Below are 24,073 nucleotides of genomic sequence, written 5' to 3' on the forward strand. Positions count from 1 at the left end.
TTGGTGGCGGAGGTTGGAATATGTTGACTGAAAATCACTTTTTTTTGCTCAAACGTCAAGTGGTGTATATTTTAGTGGTGACAATGCTCGGTATCATTTTGGGAGGATGCTCCACTGCCACGACAGCAAAAGAAGTCTGGGGTCGGGCGGAAGCCAAAGAAGTGGATGTGAACTCAAAGATACCGGGGCGGGTTTTAAACCTGATGGTAAAAGAAGGCGACCATGTGACAAAGGGCCAAGTCCTTGCCCGTATTGACAATCGCGATATTACTGCCAAGGCCAATGAGGCTCAGGCAGCAATTAAAGCGGTAGCGGCTCAAGTGTCACAAGCTTCTACGGCGACATCCCTGCAAAGTCAGACTGCTCAGGCAACTGTCGATGCAGCGCAGGCACAATTAAATAAGGCGGCATCTGATTTAGCACTGGCGGAAACGGACTACAAACGGTTCAAAAAGCTCGTAGAGTCCGGATCGGTTTCCCGCCAGTTGTATGATACCTATAATGCCCGCTACGAAGCGGCACAAGCAGGGTATGCTCTGGCTGAATCCAATGTAGCCAAGGCGCAGGCGGGATTGTTACAAGTATCTATGAGTAAAGATACGGAAGAAACGGCACTCAGAAAAATGCAACAAACCCAAGCTGCCTTGCAGTTTGTAGAGGTTGCGCTCGATGAAACCGAGATTAAGGCTCCTTTTGACGGACTAATCACAGCCAAATATGTGGAAGAAGGGGCAATGGTCTCAACGGGAATGCCGATTGTAGCTGTTCAGGATTCGGGGGACAATTGGATTAATGTCAAAGTCAAGGAAACAGAACTAAATAAATATAAGGTCGGCCAAACCATTCAGCTGCAGGGGCGGGACAGTGCCGTAAAAGTGCAGGGGACGATCGTAGACATTAGTAAAAAAGCAGAATTTGCCACCTACCGCTCCACAAATGAGCGCGATGACAATGATATCATTACCTTTAATGTTAAAATCCAGGTCAATTCTGATAGTCTCCGTCCAGGGATGAGATTTAAAATTATCAATGAGGGATCGTGAGATGTGGGAGTTTATAATTCAGGAAATTAAGACCTGGAAAAACCGGCATGCGTCAATTGCCATTCTCTTTGGTGTGCCATTTATATTTACTTTGTTATTTGGGTATCTTTATAGCTCCAATGTCATCAAGAATATCCCAATGGTGATTTATGATCAGGATCAGAGCCAGGTTAGCCGGGCTCTGATACAAGCCTTTTCCGATTCGGAGCGGTATGAAATTGTTGGTCAAGTGGACAGTCAGGAAGAACTGGATGAGTATATAAAAGAAAAAAAGGCAATAGCAGCTCTTACCATCCCCTACCATCTATCCCGTGATATTAAGCAAAGTAAAATAGTGAATCTTTCCATGGAAATCAACGCTGCTAATATAATGTATGCTAATTCCGTTCTTTCTACTTATCCGGAAATCACCGGCTTAGCTAGCGTTGGTGTTGCTGTAAAGCAACTGGAAGCGATGTTTCAACCGCCGGCTCAGGCAGTAAGAACAGCGGCCCCGGCAAGAATTAATGTTCGCGTTGTCGACAATCCAACAGCCGCTTATTCCAATTTCGTTTTGCCTGGCTTTACTATAAATGGTTGGATGATTGCTATGTACCTTGTGACCAGCACGCTCTTAACGGCAGACTATTTTGATTTGGCACGGCGAAATCTGCCAACCTGGGCAATTATCACCGGCAAGCTGCTGCCTTGTTGGTTATTAGCAATGACATCCTTTGCGCTGTCGTTTACGTTGCTTATTGGTTATTTCCACGTTCCATTACGCGGCAGTATACTTCATTTATTATCTGTTGCCGGGGCATTTTCATTTGCTGTGAGCGCGTTTGGCTTGTTCGTTTCTTCGATTACGCCAAACATTATACTGGTTATCGTGAATTTTGCTGTGTACATTATGTCTGCCTTTCTTTGTTGTGGATACAGCTGGCCATCGATTGCTTTTAATGAATTTGGCAGTATTTATTCTGCTATGCTGCCGATTACTTACTGCGCCGTCACTATTCGGGAAGTTATGTTGTCCGCTGCTTCTCCGGACATGTTGAAAAACATTCTGATTCTGCTTGCCTTTGGCATTGGTTGCTGTTTGCTGGCAACAACGATATTGTCGCTGCGCTACAAAAAAATTAATGCACATGCGCAACCGGAGGAGGGCGTTACATGCAGTGGTGGATGATCATTAAACGGGAAATTCGCCAAATATTTCTTAAAGATCCACGGTTAGCCGTGATCATATTCGGCGCTTCGCTCATTTATTTGGTAATATTCTCTTTGCTATACGGAACACATGTCGTAAACAATGTGCCACTGGCAATTTATGATGAAGATCAGAGCCATATCAGCCGTGCCCTTGTCCAAGCTTTTGCTGATTCAGAGAAATTCCATATCGTTGTACAGCCTAACACCGAGGAGGAGATGCAGCAATTACTTAAAAGTCATACGGTTTATGCTGCAGTCCATATTCAGCGAGGTTTTGCCAAGGAAATTGTTAGTGGCCGGTCATCGCCTGTGTTTTTTGTTACCAGTGGTATCAATTTGGCGATAACGAATACTTCAACATCTGCTGCCGCGGAGATTGTTGGAGCGTTTGGTCATAGTATCAGTACCAAGCTGGCAGAAAAGATTGGTGTAAAGCCAAGTATGGCAGATAGCAAGACTGCCCCGGTACGGGTTTCGCTCCGTATTCATGGAAATCCGACACTCAGTTATCTGTATTTTTTTGCCATTGGACTGTCGATGGCAGCTTTTCAGCAAGCAGTATTTTTGCCTGTTGCTGCAAGCATGATTCGCGAGTACACGAGGCTGGATGAATTGAGAGATAAATCAGCTTTGAAAGTTGTTGGCCTTAAAATGTTGCCATACTATCTGCTGGATACAATTTCATTCTTTCTGACACTGCTGCTAGCGGTAAAGGTGTTCGCAATCCCGTGCCGAGCAGACTTTGTCAGCATACTTATGTTAGCGACTGCCTTTATTTTTTGCGCAATGGGACTAAGTGCATTAGTTTCATCGCTATGTGACAGTGAAGTTACTTTTAGTAAGTTATCTCTTATTTATGCAGTTCCGGCGTTCACACTGTCAGGCTATATGTGGCCTTTCCAGTCCATGGACATTTTTAGCCAACTTTTATCCTATATTATTCCCCTGACGTATTTTGCCGACTCCTTGCGAGACTTGCTGCTAAGTGGATATACGCCGCTATTAATCCGAAATGTGCTGATATTATATTCAGCGGGAATTGTGTTGATTAGTTTGTCCATCGGGGTTTTTGCGTACAGGCGAAAGCGAATGCTAACAGGCAATCAATCTGAGTTAGCAGGGTAACTATAAACTGTTACGTACTTTCATATAGGAGGTATTCAGATGAACTGCAGGAATTATCGCAGGATTTTATTATTGGTTATGATACTGGTATTCGTTATGCTTTTTACATCGGTTCAAGCCGCTGAACCTGAGCCGGAGAAGCTGACATTGGCCGATAGTATTTCTTTAGCCCTGGAAAATAATCCATCCATGAAAATTGCCGAATCTGCTAAGGAACAGGCGCTTTGGAGAATAAATCAGGCTCGTTCTCATCAAGGCATAACGCTAAAATATGATTATCTCAGAGGCCGGACCAATGAAGCACCGTCCTGGTACAATAACACTACGATTCCATATCCTGTGTCCGTTATACCTGTACAGGTGCCTAAAACACCAACTAATCCTATCGGCCTTGGTTTTCATCAAATTGAATATCCTGCCTGGGACACCACGTATGGTGTTTATCGACACCAGTTACAACTGGTGTATCCACTTTATACCGGCGGTAAAGTGGAAAACTCAATTAAAATGGCAGAACATGGTGAAGAGGTCGCTGATTTAACAGTTGATTTAACTAAACAGCAATTGACGGCCGAGGCAACCACTGCATATTTCCGCGTACTACAGGCACGGAATCTTGCCGATGTTGCCAATCAGGCGGTAGAAGATTTGAGTGCTCATTTAAAGATTGTGCAAAACCACTATGATGCCGGCACAGTTGCGCTGTCTGATGTGCTGCAAACCGAGGTCCGGCTGGCTAATGCCCGTAATAACTTGATTAAAGCTCAGAACGCCTTTAAATTAACCCGTTACAATCTTAATAAGGTTATTGGCCTGCCCTTGCATAATGAGGCGATATTGACTGAAGAGTTCCAACATGAAATCTTCAAACCCACAGTGGATGAATGTATTGCTGCAGCCCTGGACAAGAGGCCGGAATTGGCCCAGGTTAAACTCCGGGTCGAGGTAGCTTATGACCACCGTAAAATCGCCAAAAGCGGCAATTTGCCGACAGTTGCTTTGCTCGCCAATAAAACCTGGCAGGATACGTATCCAAGTACCATGAAGGAAAAATCTTACTGGCAGGCAGGCGCTTTTGTCTCGTTCAATGTATTTGATAATGGCTTGACAAAGTCGGAAATTAAGCAAGCCGAAAATGAAATAACCGGAGCAGAACAACAAGTAGAACAAGTAAAAGATAAAATTACACTAGATGTGTGCCAAGCGTATTTAAATGTACAGGAAGCCAGTGGAAGGTTTGAAAACAATAAAGTCGCAGTCAATCAATCGGAAACCGATTACAAGATAATGCAGGAGCGCTATGAAAATGGGGTTGGCACAAACCTTGACGTTATGGACGCAGAACTGCATATGACGCAAGCCAAGATTAACTATATTCAGGCGTTATATGATTATCATATAGGCCGGGCCCAGCTTGAAAGAGCCATGGGTGTTGTTAAGAGGTAAATCTAAATGATGAATACGTTTAAGGTTATTGAAATTAAACAAGGTGTTTTTGAAGATAACAATCGTCAAGCAGATTTACTCAGGGAAGAATTAAAAAAAGAGAAAATTTTTTTGTTAAACCTGATGTCATCACCCGGTTCAGGTAAAACAACTGTTTTGATGCGTACCATCGGTATGCTGAAAGATGAAATGTGTATTGGCGTTATGGAAGCAGATATTGACTCGGTTGTTGATGCTGAAAAGATTGCAACTACCGGTGTGAAGGCTATTCAGCTTCACACCGGTGGGATGTGTCATCTGGATGCAGCTATGACCCGGCAGGGGATAAGGGAATTGGGGACTGCGGATCTGGATTTTGTTGTGCTGGAGAATATAGGTAATTTGGTATGCCCGGCAGAATTTGATACAGGTTCAGTGAAAAGTGCCATGATTTTGTCTGTTCCTGAAGGCGATGACAAACCCCTGAAGTACCCGCTGATGTTTTCTGTTTGTGATGTAGTTCTTATCAATAAAATCGATACCCTGAGTGTATTCGATTTTGATATGGAAGCAGCGAAAAGCCGGATTAAAAAGTTGAATCCGGAAGCGCAAATCTTCCCCGTTTCCGCAAAGACAGGCAAAGGCTTTGCAGTGTGGGCTGATTGGATTCGTGCTGAAGTTGGAAAGTGGAAGAAAGCGTAAGAGACGTTTGGCAGAATGTAAACCTGACGATTGATATTGTTACTAACTTATGATGAGAACTTAATCTTAAAAGTGCCGTTACTTTTACGAATGTTAATCAGTAACGGCATAAGTTTTGCTATGCCTTCGCACTGGCTGCGGCATTTCGAAAGCAAACAGCTCAGAGAGAAACTATATTTTTTGGGGGAATAGATATGGTTAAAGAAAGAATATTGGATCTTGCTAATCATATAAACAGATCAAAACGCGGTTCAAAATTTGCAATTAAACCGGAAGACCCGGAATATAAGATTTTGGAGCCCGTTGTTTCGGATGAGATGGCAGAAGTAGGACTTTGTCTGGAGTTACGTAGACCCAAGAGTGCGGCAGAAGTGGCAGATCTGTGTGGTAAATCTGTAAAGGAAACAGCAAGCCTTCTCTGGGAATTGGCAGTCGCCGGTGTTTGTTTTGTTAATAAAATTGACGGCGTTGACAAATACTGGCTTGACACTTGGGTTCCGGGTGTTATGGAAATGATGGTTAACAACAAGGAGAATGTTAAAAAGTATCCGCAAATTGCCGAGGCTTTCGAAGCCTATGGAAGAATAAGAGGGCCGAAGACGGCAGGTAATTTCCCGGTAGGTATAGGCTTAATGCGTGTCATTCCTATTGAACGCGCCATTCAAGGTGAAACCAGAAGAGCCTCTTATGAGGAAGTTTCCAAATATCTCAATGAAAATGAAATCTTTTCCGTTTCGGATTGTTCTTGCCGTACAGCAAGAGAAGTCATGGGAGAAGGCTGCGGTCACTTGAAGGAAGATATTTGTATTCAGATGGGGCATGCTGCCGAATACTATATACGTACAGGCAGAGGGCGGCAGATTACGCGTGAAGAAGCTTTTGAAATAATTAAAAGAGCCGAAGCAGATGGTTTGGTGCATCAGATACCGAATACAGATGGTCCTGGAAAAACTCACGCGATTTGTAACTGCTGCGGCTGTTCCTGCTTGTCTTTAAGAACGGCAGAAATGTTCTTAAACACTGATATGGTACGGTCAAACTATGTTGCACGAGTTGATAAAGATAAATGTGTCGCTTGTGGAGAATGTGTTGAAAACTGTCAAGTTAACGCATTAAGATTAGGTCAAAAAATTTGCACCAAAACGCCCATAGCCGAGAAAAAACGTCCTCTTCCCTATGATACAGAGTGGGGGCCGGACAAATGGAACCCCGAGTATCGTACTAACAGGCAAGTGGTTGTCGCTACCGGCACAAGTCCTTGCAAAGCAGGATGTCCTGCGCATATTGGTATTCAGGGTTATATCAAGCTGGCTTCGCAAGGGAGATATGCGGAAGCACTGGAACTTATCAAGCATGAAAATCCGTTCCCCGCAGTATGCGGCCGTATTTGCCCGAGAAAATGTGAATCTGCTTGTACCAGAGGCGATATTGATGAGCCTATTGCCATCGACGATATCAAGAAATTCATCGCGGAACAAGATTTGAATCAAGATAAGCGCTATGTACCTGAAGTAAAACATCAATACGGGAATAAAATCGCAGTTATCGGTGCAGGTCCTTCCGGGCTTTCTTGCGCTTTCTACTTAGCTCTTGATGGCTATAAAGTAACAGTGTTCGAAAAACAAAAAGCGCTTGGCGGTATGTTGACCCTCGGAATTCCCGCTTTCCGGCTTGGAAAGGATGTAGTAAATGCGGAAATCGATGTTTTGAAAGAATTGGGTATTGAGTTTAAAACCGGTGTTGAAGTGGGTAAAGACGTAAGCCTTAGTGACTTAAGAAGTCAAGGATTCGAAGCCTTCTATCTGGCAATTGGTGCGCAAATAGGTAGAAAACTCGGGATAGAAGGGGAAGAGGCCGCTGGCGTAATTACCGGTGTGGATTTTTTACGCAAGGTGAATTTCAATGAAGAGATTAAAATGGAAGGACCGACGATTGTAATCGGCGGCGGCAACGTGGCGATTGACGTAGCCCGAACTGCCAGGCGAGTCGGCGCAGTGCAAGTGGATTTATACTGTCTGGAGAGCAGGGCGGAAATGCCGGCACTGGAAGAGGAAATTGAAGAGACCTTAGCGGAAGCGATTGTCATTAACAATTCCTGGGGGCCTGTACGGATTATTACGGAAAATGGACGTGCTACGGGTGTGGAATTCAAAAAATGTATTTCTGTATTCGATGAAAGTGGAAAATTTAATCCTAAATTTGATGAAAATACAAGGTCGATAGTCAAGGCAAACAATATCCTGATTGCGGTAGGGCAAGGAATAGATTGGGGTAACTTGCTTTTTGGCAGCAAGATCGAATTGAATCCCAACAAGACAATTAAGGCAGATCCTGATACTTACCAAACCGGTGAGAAGGATGTATTCGCCGGCGGTGATGCCTTAACCGGACCAAAGTTTGCCATCGATGCCATCGCTGTGGGGAAACAAGGCGCAATTTCAATCCATCGTTTTGTTCATCCGGGACAAAGTTTAACTATCGGTCGTACCAAGAGAGATTACCGGGCACTTGATACAGCGAACCTTGAAATTAACGGATACGATCGTCTGCCACGACAAAGAGCAAGCCATGGTGACGAACATAAATGCAAAGAAACGTTCATGGACTCACGCGGTACATTTACAGAAGAACAAGTTAAGAAGGAAACAGAACGTTGCCTAGGCTGCGGTGCTACGGTTGTGGATGAATATTTATGCGTAGGCTGCGGTGTATGCACAACTAAATGCAAGTTCGATGCGATTTCTCTTGTCAGAAAATATGATGCCGAGGGCGTAGAACTCCGAGAAATAAAACCAGCCGTTGTTAAACATGCAATAAAACGCAAGGTGAGAATTGTTGTAAAAAAACCATTAAAATTTTTTGAATCTATTTTATCCGGTGAAAAAGGCAATTAAGGAAATTTAGACGAGGAAGAGGGGTCCTATGCATGAACTGGGAGTTGTGATTGAAGTTGTAAAAATTATTGAAAATTTTGCCCAAAAAAACGCATTAACCAAAATCGATACAGTGGTTATCCAAATTGGTGAGCTCTCATCGATAATTCCGAGATATATTGAGGCATGTTACCCCGCTGCAGTGGATGGTACATTATTGCAAGAGACTAATTTAAAAATTGAGAGACTACCTGGCAATGCTATTTGTAAAAAGTGTAATAAAGTTTTTAACCCCGTTGCGAATAATCGATGTCCAGCCTGCGGAAGTAAAGAACGGGAGTTATTATGCGGAAAAGAGTTTATAATTAAAGAAATCATTGCTTGCTAAATTTGACAAGAGCAAATTTTTACCGGTATAAAGATAGCTAATTAAAGGCAAAGGTCTGGTTCCTATATTCATTATAGGGGCCAGACCTTTTTTTATAATCTTCTGTCTATTTTGCAAATGTTTACAAAAAAGGAAAATTAAAGGGAAAAACATGGTAAACAAAGAATTAATATTTGAGGTAAAATTTGTATCTTACCCATAAATTTTCCAAAAGAGGTGAATTAATGCAGTATTTTACAAAGTTAATTGTTCTTGTCGTTATTTTTTTTATTTCATCTCATAACGCATTGGCAAAACCAAGTGATGAAGATATCAAAAATCAAGAAAAGTTTATACAACAACAAGAGCAAAGAATTACCGCCAAAGAGGCCGACGAAGATAGCCAAAGGCGAAGTAAAGATCAACTGGTAAGATTAAAAAAAGACAGCCAAACATTGTCTAAAATTGAATTGCCACAAGAGACCCCAAGTTTTTATATTACAGAGATTCAATTACAGGGCTTATATAAAGAAAAGCTTATTTGGGCTGAAAAATACTTAAAGCAATACGAAAATCAAAAAATCGGTTTACAGGGAATCAACTTACTTGTAAAAAATATCAACGAAGCCCTTGTCAATAAAGGATATATTACAAGTCGTGTGTATGTAAAAGAACAAGACTTATCTACAGGCGTACTAGTCTTGCATCTTGCGGCGGGAACCATTGGCGAAATCCGTTTTGCAGATGAAAAAACCTGGGGTACGTGGAAAAATGCTTTTCCTGTCCATTCAGGCGATCTTTTAAATATCCGTGACATTGAACAAGGGCTGGAACAAATGAAACGTGTGCCTTCGCAGGAAGTTGATATCAAAATACAACCGGCAAAGGAAGAGGGACAAAGCGATCTCCTTTTGGCAGTAAAGCGGAGTAAATCCTGGAAAGTCGTAACAACAATTGACGATTCGGGGACAAAAAGCACGGGAAAACTGCAATCCACGGCGGCTTTAGGAATCGATAATCTATTTTCGATCAACGATATTTTCAATATATCCTTTAATAAAGATGCGGAAAGGGAAGGAGAAAAACGTGGTACAAGAGCAAATAGTTTTTATTACTCCATTCCTTTAGGCAGAGATACGCTATCTTTTAGTAAATCCAGTTATTCTTATCATCAGACAGTAAATACTGCAGTACTTCCTTCTATATACTCCGGGAAAACAGAAAATTATCAATTTACATTAACACATCTTTTACATCGTGATCAGACCCAAAAAACGAATTTTGAATTTGGCATCATTAATAAAAAACGTCACAGTTTTATTGACGATACCGAGATCACAGTACAACATCAAGACACTACGGCAATGCGGTTAGGGCTGTTACATAAGCAGTATTTCGGAAATACCGTGCTGGATGTAGCCTTACGCTATCAAAAGGGAGTACCCTGGTTAGGCGCGGAACCTGGTATAACAGATAACCTGCCAGGGCAGCCAACTACTAAATATGAGATGTACTTACTGGATTTGAATCTGGATATCCCATTAAAAATCGGCAAGCTGCAAAGCGCCTATAGTTTAAATATCAGGGGCCAGCAAACCAATGACTTTATCTACGGCTCGGAATTCTTTAGTATCGGAGGCCAGTACACCGTTAGAGGTTTTGACGGTGAACAAACATTATCTGCGGAAAATGGCTTTATTATCCGAAATGAGATTAAGTTGCCAGTTAATCGACACAGTCAAATATATGCTGCTTTAGATTACGGACGAGTGCAGGGAGCGTCCACCGAATATTTGCTAGGTACAGAACTTTTAGGCAGTGCCGTGGGTGTTAGAGGGAAAATGAAAGACATTCAATATGATGTTTTTGTTGGTTGGCCGTTAAAAAAACCGGATGGATTTAAAACTGCGAACCAAGCATATGGTTTTCAAATTACAATGCAAATATAATGAGGGTTAAATAACATGAAGAAAAAAGTTAAAATACAACAAAAAATAATATCCCTTCTTGTACTTATAACCTTTACCTTACAATCATTTGTGGGTTTTGCCAGCACAACGGCAGATTCCAGTGCTGATGCCGCGCATAAACCTACTGTTAAAGAAGTAAACAATGTAACAGTAGTAGATATTGCCGCACCGAATAGCAAGGGATTATCACACAATCTCTACACCGATTTTAATGTAAATAACAATGGTCTTATTCTAAATAATGCACTGCAAATGACAGACACCGTGCTTGCCGGTAAACTGCAAGCAAACGGGAATTTGAGCGGCGCACCTGCACGGCTGATACTAAATGAGGTTACTGGAACTGGCCGTACTAACTTAAATGGTGTACTCGAGGTTGCGGGTAGTAAGGCCTCCGTGATTATTGCAAATCCCAATGGGATAACAGGCGATAATTTTGGGTTCATCAATGCTGACAGGATAAGCCTTGTAACCGGCAGGCCCAACATAGATGCAAATGGGAATTTAGATTCTTTCCATGTAAATAGCGGTGAAGTTGTTGTTGAGGGAAAAGGCATCAGGGAAGAAAATCCTGCTACCAAACTAGATATAATGACCAGGGCTGCAAAAGTAAATGCGGCAATTTGGGCAGATGAACTTAATGTAATAACCGGGAATAACAAGATAGATTATCAGACACTAAAGACCGAAGCTGTTGCCGAAGATCCAACGAAAAAACCTGCCGTTGCGCTGGATGTAGGGGCAGTAGGCGGTATGTATGCAGGAAAAATAATGCTTGTCGGAACGGAAAAGGGATTAGGCGTTTCCCTGAACGGGGAAATTTCTGCTAAAAATAGCTTAACGTTAAGTAATGACGGAAAAATCACCATCAATGGCAATATCCATGCCAAAGAAGATGTAAAAATAACTGCCAGTGACACTATTCATAATAATGGTCAGATTACATCAAACCAAAATGTCGATATTAGCGCAAAAAATATGGTAAGCAGTGGTTTTATCACCGCAGGCGAAGAAGAAGACGATGATGATGATGGTAATGGTAATGCGACCAAGGAGCCTGTTTTAGCGAATCTTACTGTTAATGCCACAGAGAATATTACTATTAGTGGCAATCTTAGTGCAAGTAAGGATGTTATCTTATCCGGGAAAAAAGTGCATTATGAGGCCAGTAAAGTCGCTGCACAGAAAATAACGGCAAACCAGTCCGAACCGGATACTCCTTCTGTTGACCCAGGAAAACCGGACAATCCTGGTAAAGAAGACCCGAAAGATCCAACTCCGAAAGATCCTGTAAATATTGTAGTTAATCCTAAGGCCCCAGAGCTTCCCCAATTGCCGGATATCTCATCTATGCCGGTCGCAACAACTAAAGCGGTTGAAAAGGAACAAAACTTACCAGTTACGGCCGATCAATCAACCCAAGGTCAATATAAACCGATCGTTGACAAAACCGCAAGCGGAGTCGACTTAATTCAAATAGCGACACCATCGGCAAGTGGTATTTCGAGAAATCTTTATACTGATTTCAACGTCAATACCCGGGGGCTTATATTAAACAACGCGACAAAGTACGCAAGTACCAAACTAGGTGGCTATATTGATTATAATTATCGTCTAGGCGGCATTAGTGCCAGAACTATTTTAAATGAAGTAACAAGCGCCAATCCTAGTAAATTAAATGGCTTTATCGAAGTTGCCGGACAAAAGGCGAACGTGATTATTGCCAATCCTAACGGCATCAATGTCAACGGCTTTGGGTACATCAATGCCGGTAATGCGACGCTGTCTACCGGTACGATAAGTAATTGGCAAAATGGCAGCGTAGAATTTTATCCAACTATACACAGCAATGTTTTAATTCAAGGGGACGGCTTAAATGCTGCATCTACCAATAGTTTGAAAATTATTACCAATAACTTTTCCAATACTGCTTCCGAATTATGGGCGAACCAGCTAATTTTATCGGCAAACGGCAATATAACCAATACCGGTAAAATCGTTATGACAGACAGCACTAACATCACAGGCAAAAGTCTGAGTAATTCAGACGGTGCTGTCATCTACAGTACAGGGAATCTTGACATAAATGTGACCGGCGATATCGCAAATCAAGCCTCACGAATTTCAACAGAAGGCAGAGGAAACATTGCTGGCAGAAAGGTTATTAACGATGATCATGCGGCAATTACAACAGGTAAAGATTTTACCTTAACTGCGACTGATGAAATAAGCAATAGAACATCTGCGATAAAAAGCGACGGTAACACAACGATTACAGGTAAGAGTTTTGATAATAAAGAAACTGCATTGCTGTATAGCGGTGGAAATCTAGACCTTTCAGTAAATGGCGATATAGATAATCAAACATCGACAATTTCAGCAAACGGGAAGACAGCGTTTACTGGAAATGCCGTGAAGAATACGGATAATGCCTTTATTCATAGCGGCAACGATCTAAGGATAGCAGTCGCCAATGAAGTAAATAACCAAAAATCTACAATAAAAAGTGATGGAAGAACGGCTATAAGCAGTAAAACCTTGGTAAACCAAGACAGTGCGTATTTATCAAGTAAAAAAAGCCTTACTGTCAACGCCGAGGACAGCATCGTAAACCAAGGATCAGCTCTAAAAAGTTCAGCAGATACGCATATTACCACTCAAAAGCTGGAGAACCAAGAAGGCTCAGTTCTCTATAGTGAAAACGCTTTAACTGTAAATGCTGAAAATAATATGAAAAATCAAGCGTCAGCAATAAAAACAAATGCTGATCTCACAGTAAAAACAAAAGACATCACGAATCAGGAAACAGCGCTGATAAGTAGTGGTGGCAATACCGAGCTAGAAGTAGAAAAGGATATCACTAATCAAAAATCCGCAATAAAAAGTAAAGGCAATACCAAAATTACCAGCAAGAACTTTGTCAATGACCAAGCCTCCTTTTCTAGTACAGGTAATCTTGCTCTTAAGGTAGCCGATACAATCCAGAATATAAACTCAGACATTATAGTAGACGGTAACACTGATTTAAGCGCCAAAAATGTAAAAAATGAAAAAAACTCTGCAATATTTGTAAAAGGTAACTTAAGTTTAGCGATTGCAGATAAATTTACCAATCAAAAATCAGTACTTGCTGCCAATGGGACTGCCCAGCTTTCTGCTGTAGATATCAATAATCTTGACGATTCTATGATTTATAGTACAGGAGACATGGCAGTAACAGCACAAAATAATATCTTAAACCAGTCTTCTAGTATCGAAAGTCAAGGCAATATTAATATTAAAGCGAATAAATTGACTAATGAAAAAACCATCTTTGAAACCTATTGGGACATAAAAAACCAAAATATATCTTATGGTATCTCACCAATAGACGGGCACTATCAGGCAACGAGAAACTTTGCCCGGGAAATAAAAACAGGCACAATAAAACAAGAGACTGCCACCGCGCAAATTTTAGCCGACAAAGATATTAGCATTGAAGCAGATGTGGTTAATCACTATAGCACTATTGCGGCTGGGCACGACCTGACAATTAAAGCGCCGTCATTAGAAAACTTCGGTTATCAAAGTACAATCATTACTACCGATGTTGGAAATGACTATCATTCATGGAAATATAAAAAACACAGAAGATTCCATAGGCATTGTCATATGGTTTACGGAACGACCGTCATTCCGTACTATAACCAGACTATAGTTGATGATGAAACTGCAAGACCGGGAATTTTAAGTGCTGTCAATAAAGTAACGGTAAATGCGGGGACTATTGACAATAAGACCTTTGATGCCGGGAAAAATATTATTCAGACAAAAGACCGGCCGGCAGTAACGGCGAATGTACTAAATCAACTGACTGAAAAAAACAAAGGGACAAGTCAAGTAAATACGCAAATCAATACAGCTTCAGACTCAGGCTTCAAACTAGGCAGTTTAAACATAAACACAAAAATCTATACAGTTAATACCAATCCAACGGCGAAATATTTAGTCGAGACAAACCCTAAATTTGCTGACTATCATAACTTCCTATCGAGCGACTACTTGTTGGAACGGATCAAGAGCGATCCGGAAAAAGTAATGAAACGATTAGGCGATGGTTACTACGAGCAAAAATTAGTAACCGAACAAATTACTAACCTTACCGGTAGGAGATTTCTCAGCAACTATACCTCTGAATTAGAGCAATATAAAGCCCTAATGGAAAATGCAGCGACCTTTGCGCAAAAATATAACCTGACAGTCGGTGTAGCCTTAACCAAAGAGCAAATGGCCTTGCTAACTAGTGATATTGTATGGTTAGTAAAAAAAGAAATAAACGGTGAAACCGTCCTTGTTCCCGAAGTATACGTAGCTATGCTTAAAAGCGGAGATTTAACCAATAGTGGAGCAATCATCAGCGGAACAGATGTCGAACTAATCGCCAGTGACGACCTAAGAAATGTCGGGACAATCAAAGGTGACAAAAAAGTAACGATTAATGCCCAAAATATTACCAATGAAAATGGTAGAATTGCCGGCGAAGACATTAACCTAACCGCCAAAGAAACAGTAGCGAATAATAGTGCAACAATCACAGGTAACAATATCACAATAACCGCTGACAATATCATCAACAAAACGAATACCCAAACAGAAAACTATCGTGAACTGCAACAAACAAAAGCCCTGGATACGGCAAGCATAGAAGCAAAAAATAACCTGACACTTACTGCCGAAAACTCAATCAAGAATCAGGGTGCAAATCTAAGTGCCGGCAGAGAGCTTGTATTAACAGCCAAAAAAGATATCGACATTGAGAGCATATCAAAAGAAAGGCATGTTGCGGTAAGCCATGCTAAATCAAGTGCTTCACAAGACAGCAAGGCCAACATCGGCAGCAACATTGCCGGACAAAATATAACAATTAACAGCGGCGACAACGTAACAGTCAAAGGATCAACCGTTGCAGCCGACGACAACGTAAAAATTACAGCACAAAATAACGTAAGCATAATCGCTGAAAAAGATAGTACTCAATCTGACGTATCCGTGGGTAATCGTGGCGGGTACTACTTCAACCGGCAAAAGGACAGCGATGAAACCGTTGTCGGCAGCAAAATCGCAGCCGGTAAAGCCCTGGATATCCAAAGCGGTAAAGATATCACCATTAAGGGCTCCAGCGTAAATAGTGAAAAAGGCAAAGTAACCCTTGCTGCAAAAGAAAATGTAAACATCAATGCGGAAAGCGAACACCATGAAAGCCTGCATGAGGAAGAACGACAGAAAACAGGCTTCCTATCTACAACCAAAACGAAAATCTATGATCATCAGTCAGTAGATGCTGTGTATGGCAGCAATCTGAGTGGTAGTGAAATCGTAGTTAACTCCGGTAAGAACGCTACCGTTAAAGGATCAACAGTCATTGCTGATAAAGATGTAAACATAACGGCAACTGAAAATATCAACATTGAATCAGATCAGCAAAAAAGCCAAAGCCAGTACGAAAAAACAGTTAAAAAATCCGGGTTATTCTCTGGCGGCGGCCTAGGAATAACAATAGGAACTCAAAAACAAAGAGATCAACTGGCAAATCAGAATACCGAACAAATTGGCTCAACTGTGGGCAGTCTGCAAGGAAAAGTAGATGTAAAAGCTGGAAAAGACGTAGATATTAAAGCCAGTGATATTGTCGCAAAAGACGATATAAATATCACCGGCGAAAATGTCAAAATCGAAAGTGCGGACAACACCTATAATTCTGAGGAAAAACACGAATTCAAACAAAGCGGCTTAACCGTAGCTCTCAAAAGTCAAACCATAGACACTGTAAACAAGGTATACGAACCGCTAAAAAGAGCAAGTGAAGTTTCTGATGACCGCCTAAAAGCGTTATATGCCTATAAGGCAGGAAAAGAAGTACATGATGCTACAAAGGCAAAAGAACCTAATAAATCAACTACAGAGCAAACGTCTAAACAAAATGGAGTAGGAAAAGATCAAACTACTACACCTAATACGACTGCTTCTGATCCCAAGGCATCTAATACACAAGGCACAGGCAAAGAAACGCCTAAAGCTAAAGAAAGCCAATTTAGCCTAAGTGTAAGTCTAGGGACAACTAAATCAGAAAGCCAATCTAACAGCCAAACTACAGTTGCTCAGGGAAGCAGTATAAAATCTGATGGTAACATCAACATTAAAGCAACAGAACACGATATAGAAGTCAAAGGCTCTGAGGTTGAAGGCAAGAACGTTGAATTAAAAGCCAAGGAAAATATAGAAATAACTGCAGGCAAAAACGAAAATAAAATAAATAGTCAAAGCAAAAATAGCTCCGCCAGTATCGGAGTAAATATCAATTTAGGTACAGGTAACGTAGGTGGCTTTAATGTAGGTGGCAGTAAGCAAACCGGCGAAATAAAAGAAAATGGCACCACCTATAACAAAAGTACTATTACCGCAAAAGAAAAATTAACAACAGAATCAGGTAAAGATACAAATATTATAGGATCAAAAGTAACAGGTGAAACCGTAAAAGTTAACGTTGGAGAAAATCTAAACATAGAAAGCCTCCAAGATAAAGAAAGCTATGATGAGAAGAACAAATCTGCCGGAGTAACTATCGGAGTAGGAAGCATCAGCGCTTCGGCCAGCAAAGGAAAAATCAATTCCAACTACGAAAGTGTAACAGAACAAGCCGGTATCTACGCAGGAAAAGGCGGCTTCGACGTCCAAGTTGGTAAGAACACCGATCTGAAGGGTGCGGTCATTGCCAGTGACGCTACACCGGATAAGAATAAGATTAGTACCGATACGCTGACTTACTCGGACATTGAGAATAAGGCAGAGTATAAGGCGAGCAGTTCAGGTGTTAGTATCGATACTTCCAAAGATGCAAAATACAATGAAAAGGGTGTTACTCCTAATATTGGTGTAACAGCCAAAGGCGATTCAGATAGTACCACTAAGTCTGCTGTTTCTGAAGGAACGATTGAAGTACGGAGTAACCCACATCAAGATCTCAGTGGATTAAGTCGTGATACTACTAATTCATTAAATGCACTAGGAAAAATATTTGATAAGAAGACGGTTCAAGAAAAACAAGAGTTAGCCGCGCTATTTGGCGAAATAGCTTTTGAAGAAGTCCATAAAATTAGTGAGAAAAATGGATGGAAAGATGGAAGTCCAGAAAAGGTAGCTCTCCATGCGGTAGTTGGTGGTATTATGTCTCAACTTACCGGCAGCGGATTCAAATCAGGAGCTATGGGTGCCGGTGTTAATGAATTAGTACAGAAAGAATTAAAGAAACAATTTAAAGATCAACCGGATGTATGGCAATGGGCCAGTTATGTTATTGGTGCAGCTGCGGCTAAAGCTGCTGGTGGAGATGCACAAGCAGGAGGGTCTGCTTCTGCCAGTGGAACAAAAAATAATTCCCAGGGATATGGTTATCCAACGGAATTCCTGGGATATGGTTATCCAAAGATTGATCCTTCTACCGCTATCTCAACAATTATGGTTGCTGGAGTAGCCTATAATATAAAGAAAGCAATGGACGGAACCGTTTATTTGTTTAATGAAGCTGGAAAAGCCGTAGCTACTTTAGCAGATGACGGGAAAACGTGGATAACAAATGTATTTAACCCTAGTATTCCTAATAGCTATTCACCAACATATCAAGTTAATCCTGAATATCTTACTAAATTTGGATTAGGAAACTATGATTTCCCTTATACTACAAATTCTCAAGCAGGACCCGAAATTGTTATTGATAGTGGTTGGAAAGCACCAGTGTTCGAGTACACACCTATACCTTTCGAATATAAATGGTCACCACTATTTAACAAAGATAACCAGATTAGGCTTGAACCGAGTTATAATCAAACAGGAAATGTAGTTACAAATTCATCTAATATTAGTTTTGAAATTGGTAAGAGTACAGGTGGACAAATTTCAGAAACAGCGGTTAATATTCCAGATAAAACGATACCGGGTACTGACGCTAAAGAGCAAGGTAATAGCTCTACTGCATTACCTAATAGCGCTCCAATCAATAATACTGGTACTACAATGGTACCTGGAAATCAAAATGGTTCGAATCCTATTCCAGGTATTCCATTAACGGATGATAATAATAAACCAAAGGTATATGATAATCCAGCGAATAATCCTACTACTGGTACTGGTGTTATTACTGCGTCTACTGAAGGGTCGAATAAAGCTATTTATAAACCAAGCCCTAAACACGATCCTAAGTCAGGATGGGGAAGTCCAAATCCAATTCCAAATGAAAAAATAGGACAAGAACTATTAGACAATGCATATACATCATCTAAAAATAAGCAGAAGTATAATATTTATGAGGATAAACTTATAAAGTTTCAGCCGGATGGTGATGGTTGGCACCCTTATGAGGTTAAAAATCCAGCCAAAGAAGTTCCAGCAGATGTACTAAGGCAGATGCTTGATAATGGATTAATTACCAAGGTGCAATATAAAAAATTTATTACAAATAAGTAAGGATGATTGCTTATGGAATATTTCGGTAGTAAGGAAGTTTTTGCAGTTGCATATGAATTAAAACAAAGCCCATTTAGCGAATCTGGAAAGAATGAGCCTACATGGGGAGTTTTTCAGATGTGGGTTGATAACAAATCAGTTTGTACATTTTCAATGGATGATAAAATACGTGAATATGAGTGGGATTTAATTTGTATTGTTGAGTGGCTTTGTAAGAACAAAAATAATATTTTTAATGAAACACAATTTCCATTACCTATTGAAGGAAATAATTCATTAGAATTTTACAAGAATAGTGGAGATTTTGACTCAGATGATGATGACGAATTTGATTTGTGGTTTGAAAAAAGACAAGATTGGTACTTTAGACACTCATGGTATTCAGATAATGGAGGGTCATTTTTAGCAGATGTAATTTTTAGAAGAGTAGAGAACACAATAGAAATAGCGTGGGATAATTTGGATTTATATAATGAAATAAAGTTTACCAATCCTAAAGGAATATACTATGTGCCATTTGAGCTGTTTCAGGAAGTAATTAATAATTTTATTGAAAATTTTATGTTAAAAGTATCTGAAAAGACAGAAGGAAGAAACTTGATAGAAAGATTAAAGGAAACATATTAAAAGTGCATTATGGTATTGCTAAAAATTAAAGGTATGAATTGCGCAAGGTGAAGGAAGCAATATTTAAAGATATCAATCATTGTCCGTTATCTTGGATGTATTAAAGAAAATATCGGGTAAGTAAACTAAAAGAGAGGTCAACGGACGTAAAAAATCCACTGACCTCTTCTTCTATCTCAGGTGTCGTCTCGTGAACAAACAACAACTGGATAATATTACCGATAATCCGCGAAAATCAAATCTCGTGAATCAGAATGACTTAGACTCATTACTACCACAAAATGGACAGCTACCCCCATAACCATTTCCAGAACAATTATTACAATAAACTCCACCACAATGAGTATTCCGGTCTCAAAGTCATCACCTGACCGGTGATTGGAAATCAGTATACCGACTAAATGGAAATCAACATACCGGCAAACAGAAATCAATAATTGCTTGTCCTATAATGAATTTATACATCGAATGATGTAAATTCATTATTAGGAGGGTCAAATTTATGACCAAGTACAGAGAAATCCTTAGGCTGACAAGCCTAGGATTCTCACAACGTAATATCATGCAAAGTTGTGGTGTTGCTCAGAAAACTGTCGTAAAGATTCAACGCCGTGCTAAAGAGCTAGGAATATCATGGCCTTTAGACGAATCAATGACCGACAAATCTTTGGAAAATTTGATGTTTCCAAAAGAACAGAAAAACTTTGGGAATAAACGACTCCCCGATTTAGTCCACACTCGTAAGGAATTGCTTAAAAATGGTGTAAGTAAAAAATTATTATGGACTGAATATTTAGAAGACTGCCGACTAAACGGCGATGAACCGCTTATGTACTCGCAGTTCTGCCATTACCTTTTGCAAGATGAGCAAAAACGTCGTGCTACGATGCATATTAGCCGCAAACCAGCTGAACAGGTCGAAGTAGATTGGGCTGGAGATCCAGCAAAGATTATTGATCCTGATACTGGTGAGGTTACTGAAGCTTATCTTTTTGTCGGTGTTATGACATATAGCCAGTACGCCTATGTGGAGGCTTTTATCAATGAAAAGCAGCGTGCTTGGATTACGGCTCATGTCCATATGTACAACTACTTCGGCGGTGTTGCAAAAATTCTTGTTCCAGATAACTGCAAAACTGCTGTAGTTCATACAAAAGATTGGTATACACCTAAACTTAATGTAACTTATCATGAAATGGCTGAACATTATGGCACTGCCATTATTCCAGCTAGGATTAGAAAACCTAAAGATAAAGCAAATGTTGAAGGTACTGTTGGCAACATTTCCACATGGATAACCGCTGCGCTTAGAAATGAACAATTCTTCTCTTTGGATGAACTTAATGCTGCAATCCGAGAAAAACTCGAAGCATTTAACTTAAGAACTTTTCAAAAGAAAGAAGGTAGCAGATGGAGCCTCTTCCACCACGAAGAGTTGCCTTTCCTAAGCCCCCTACCAGCTACCTTTTACGAACTGGCGGACTGGAAACAAGCCACCGTTCAGTTTAATTATCACATATCACTCGAAGGAATGCTATATTCTGTTCCATATGAATACATCAAACTCAAAGTCGATGTGAGGGTAACTGATAGAGTCTTAGAAATCTTTTACAATCACAATCGTATTGCATCTCATAAACGCCTTTACGGCCGCAAGGGGCAATACAATACTATTCTGGAACATATGCCGCCGGATCATCAGAAGTATCTAGAATGGAATGGAGATCGCTTTAAGCATTGGGCCAAAAAAATTGGGACTAATACTCATAAAGTCATTATTGCCATCCTATCCTCCAGCCGCGTGGAACAACAAACCTATAAAAGTTGCATGGGATTACTCAAGTTAGCCGAAAGACATTCAGAATCACGTCTTGAATCGGCTTGTGAGAAAGTTTTGAGCTACACAGCAAGTCCAAGTTATAAGAGTATCAAAAATATTCTTACCACAGGAATTAAAGAGAGCTTAAAACCAGGCACAGAGAATCCCCCGAAAAACAATTATGGCGTAACACGCGGTGCAAATTACTATGGAGGTAAAGGCAATGATAAATAATCCAACAATTGATAAACTTATAGAAATGCGTTTAACTGCAATGGCCGAAGCTTATCTGCAACAAGTCTCTGATCCTAAGATGAAGGAGATTGACTTCGAAGACCGTATGGGCATGGTGGTTGATATTGAATATACCAGAAGAAAAAACAATCGCTTGAATCGCCTCATTAAAAATGCTGAGTTTGAGCAACCGGATGCCAGTATTATGGGAATCAACTATTCATCAGGACGAAAAATCAACAAAGATTTGATCAAACGCCTTGCGACTTGCGAGTACATCGCAGAATTCAGAAATATTTTCATCACTGGTGCAACAGGCTGTGGTAAAACATATCTTGCCAATGCCTTTGGCATGGAAGCCTGTAAGCATTACTACAAAACACAGTATGTTCGTCTGCCGGATCTACTTCTAGATCTCGAACATGCAAGGGATGAAGGCACTTATAAAAAAGTAATGATGAAATACTCTAATCCCGTTCTTCTGATAATTGATGAATGGCTACTTTTGAAACCTACTCAAAATGAAGCAAAGGACATTTTCGAACTCCTTCATCGACGAAGAAAACGTTCATCTACAATCTTTTGTTCTCAATACAGGCATGAAGGTTGGTATGATCAACTTGGCGGTGATGCTTCACCTCTGGCTGATGCCATTCTTGATCGAATCGTTCATGATTCGTACAAGATAAATATCGAAAGCATTGATCCAACGAAAGATTTATCGATGAGAGAGGTTTATGGATTAGATAAACGACTAAGCGAATAAATTAAGGCATTGGACTACCAAAGTATGATTTCCAGTTCCGGACTCATGATTTCCTTGTTTCCGGAACTGCGATTTCATCGCACAAGAATATTCACCACAATCCTTGCATTCTTGTTGGAGGGACAGCGGGACAGGTTGAAACCACTGAAAAAGTACCTGTTTTTAAAATCATAATTTTTCTGGGGTACTAAAATGTATAACTAAGCAAAAAACGATCGTTATATGCCTTTTAAATGACTCAAAAGTCTTTGCTTTGTTTATAAATTTTTGGGACTGACTTTTTCAGTTGTTTCGGACGGTTCTGTTGCTTCTCTTTAAAAATTACGGTGCATTTAGGAAAAAAGAAAAAGGGTGAGAGTTAGATGCCACGGCAGGCAAGGAAGCGGGAGTAAAAGCGGCATATACCATATAATGTTAAGGGGATCAAACAGGCAAGAGATATTCCATGACGAAGAAGATTGTAAAATATTTTTAGAGATCCTGGATAAATGCGAAAAAAAAAAGCGAACTAAAAATTTATGGTTGGTGCATAATGGGTAATCAGGTGCATTTATTGATAGAAGAGGGCAATGAATTTAGGTACAGTAGGGTTAAATGAAGCCCGATTATATGAAAAATGGAAGGATTATTTAGATGTTCAAAGAAAGAGGTTCTCAGATACCAATTTTTAATTAAGGGAAGGAAGACGCTGAAAAAGCTGCTGGAGGGTCTTTAGACAAATACACAGAACTCAAGCCAGGCTGCTGGGTAAGCAAAGATGGACAGAAAAAATTGAGTGGGAGCCAGCTGGGCACAGAAATACTAATGAAGGGCCTCATGTGACGATTAGAGAACTGACCCCTGAGGGAAGATGGAGAGTTGTTGATAAAATATTTATCGAAGGAAAGGAATTTTTTAAATGACAAACAAGTTATACGATATACTTACATGGGAACATGTAAGAAATTTGATAAAGCAACAGTTTGGTGTAAATTTCATAAAAGTAGATGATTTCTTTCGTGAAGATACAGAGTGGTTTCCACTAGATGACTGGGAAAATGCTAATAGCTTAGAGATAATTAGCCTATTTAATAATTTAAAAACTCTTGAAGGAAAACTTATTATTATCACAGACGCTTCATATAAAAAAGAGTTAGGGCCATTTCATGTAGATGCTTTTGATTTGAATGAATTTGTAATAAAACATAAACAGAGTTTTGGAGAAACTTTTTTGGATACCGATATTTTGATTTTAAGTGTAGACTTAAAGAAAATTTGGATGTTTCATCATGAGGGAGTATATGCATTGATAGATTTTAATTAAAGATGTGATTGTCTACAGTGACGCAACTGTAACAACAAGCGAGGAACGGACGTGGAAAATCCGCTGACCTCTTTCTTCATCTCAGTTGATACATCTTGAGGAGGAAGCAAAGGGACGGCAGACCGTGTG

14 protein-coding genes are annotated in these 24,073 nt (G+C 40.3%); 13 read left to right on the plus strand and 1 reads right to left on the minus strand.

Annotated elements, in window-relative coordinates; translation table 11 throughout:
- The first annotated feature begins 20 nt into the window (after positions 1 to 20).
- From SRRS_RS09535 to SRRS_RS09580, 10 genes are all read left to right on the plus strand, one after another.
- A complete protein-coding gene (locus tag SRRS_RS09535; protein ID WP_371368267.1) occupies positions 21 to 1,043 on the plus strand; it encodes an HlyD family secretion protein in 1,023 nt (340 codons plus the stop codon).
- A 1-nt stretch (position 1,044) separates the two neighbouring features.
- The gene (locus SRRS_RS09540) at positions 1,045 to 2,211 is read left to right on the plus strand and encodes an ABC transporter permease (RefSeq protein WP_371368269.1); all 1,167 of its coding nucleotides are present in this window, start codon (positions 1,045 to 1,047) and stop codon (positions 2,209 to 2,211) included.
- On the plus strand, positions 2,196 to 3,359 hold the full coding sequence (locus tag SRRS_RS09545; protein ID WP_371368270.1) for an ABC transporter permease: 1,164 nt from the start codon (positions 2,196 to 2,198) through the stop codon (positions 3,357 to 3,359). The genes SRRS_RS09540 and SRRS_RS09545 overlap by 16 nt, the downstream gene beginning before the upstream one ends.
- Positions 3,360 to 3,398: 39 nt before the next feature.
- A complete protein-coding gene (locus SRRS_RS09550; protein ID WP_371368272.1) occupies positions 3,399 to 4,805 on the plus strand; it encodes a TolC family protein in 1,407 nt (468 codons plus the stop codon).
- A gap of 6 nt (positions 4,806 to 4,811) precedes the next feature.
- Complete coding sequence (gene hypB / locus SRRS_RS09555) at positions 4,812 to 5,486, plus strand: hydrogenase nickel incorporation protein HypB (protein ID WP_371368274.1); 675 nt, start codon at positions 4,812 to 4,814, stop codon at positions 5,484 to 5,486.
- Positions 5,487 to 5,680: 194 nt separating this feature from the next.
- Entirely contained in the window at positions 5,681 to 8,380 is a 2,700-nt protein-coding gene (locus tag SRRS_RS09560; protein ID WP_371368275.1) for an FAD-dependent oxidoreductase, read from the plus strand.
- A gap of 28 nt (positions 8,381 to 8,408) precedes the next feature.
- Complete coding sequence (locus tag SRRS_RS09565; RefSeq protein ID WP_371368277.1) at positions 8,409 to 8,747, plus strand: hydrogenase maturation nickel metallochaperone HypA; 339 nt, start codon at positions 8,409 to 8,411, stop codon at positions 8,745 to 8,747.
- Positions 8,748 to 8,971: 224 nt separating this feature from the next.
- Positions 8,972 to 10,675 (plus strand): ShlB/FhaC/HecB family hemolysin secretion/activation protein, encoded by a 1,704-nt coding sequence (locus SRRS_RS09570; protein WP_371368278.1) that lies wholly within the window; start codon positions 8,972 to 8,974, stop codon positions 10,673 to 10,675.
- A gap of 15 nt (positions 10,676 to 10,690) precedes the next feature.
- The gene (locus SRRS_RS09575) at positions 10,691 to 19,195 is read left to right on the plus strand and encodes a hemagglutinin repeat-containing protein (protein ID WP_371368280.1); all 8,505 of its coding nucleotides are present in this window, start codon (positions 10,691 to 10,693) and stop codon (positions 19,193 to 19,195) included.
- A gap of 12 nt (positions 19,196 to 19,207) precedes the next feature.
- Positions 19,208 to 19,822, plus strand: a complete 615-nt coding sequence (locus tag SRRS_RS09580) for a hypothetical protein (RefSeq protein WP_371368282.1) — start codon at positions 19,208 to 19,210, stop codon at positions 19,820 to 19,822.
- Between the two features lie 215 nt (positions 19,823 to 20,037).
- Here the strand turns inward: SRRS_RS09580 and SRRS_RS09585 are convergent, their stop codons facing one another.
- Positions 20,038 to 20,256, minus strand: a complete 219-nt coding sequence (locus tag SRRS_RS09585) for a hypothetical protein (protein ID WP_371368284.1) — start codon at positions 20,254 to 20,256, stop codon at positions 20,038 to 20,040.
- A 68-nt stretch (positions 20,257 to 20,324) separates the two neighbouring features.
- Between SRRS_RS09585 and istA the strand changes: the two genes are divergently transcribed.
- The 3 genes from istA to SRRS_RS09600 all read left to right on the plus strand — a co-directional run bounded on the left by istA (position 20,325) and on the right by SRRS_RS09600 (position 23,944).
- Positions 20,325 to 21,875, plus strand: coding sequence for an IS21 family transposase (istA, locus tag SRRS_RS09590; RefSeq protein WP_371363667.1), 1,551 nt, complete (start codon positions 20,325 to 20,327; stop codon positions 21,873 to 21,875).
- Complete coding sequence (istB, locus tag SRRS_RS09595) at positions 21,865 to 22,641, plus strand: IS21-like element helper ATPase IstB (protein ID WP_371363668.1); 777 nt, start codon at positions 21,865 to 21,867, stop codon at positions 22,639 to 22,641. Before istA ends, istB begins: the two co-directional genes overlap by 11 nt.
- 898 nt (positions 22,642 to 23,539) lie before the next feature.
- Complete coding sequence (locus SRRS_RS09600; protein ID WP_371368286.1) at positions 23,540 to 23,944, plus strand: hypothetical protein; 405 nt, start codon at positions 23,540 to 23,542, stop codon at positions 23,942 to 23,944.
- The last annotated feature ends 129 nt before the right edge of the window (positions 23,945 to 24,073 follow it).

Origin of the sequence: Sporomusa rhizae, from assembly GCF_041428845.1 — a bacterium.
Classification (GTDB): domain Bacteria; phylum Bacillota; class Negativicutes; order Sporomusales; family Sporomusaceae; genus Sporomusa; species Sporomusa rhizae.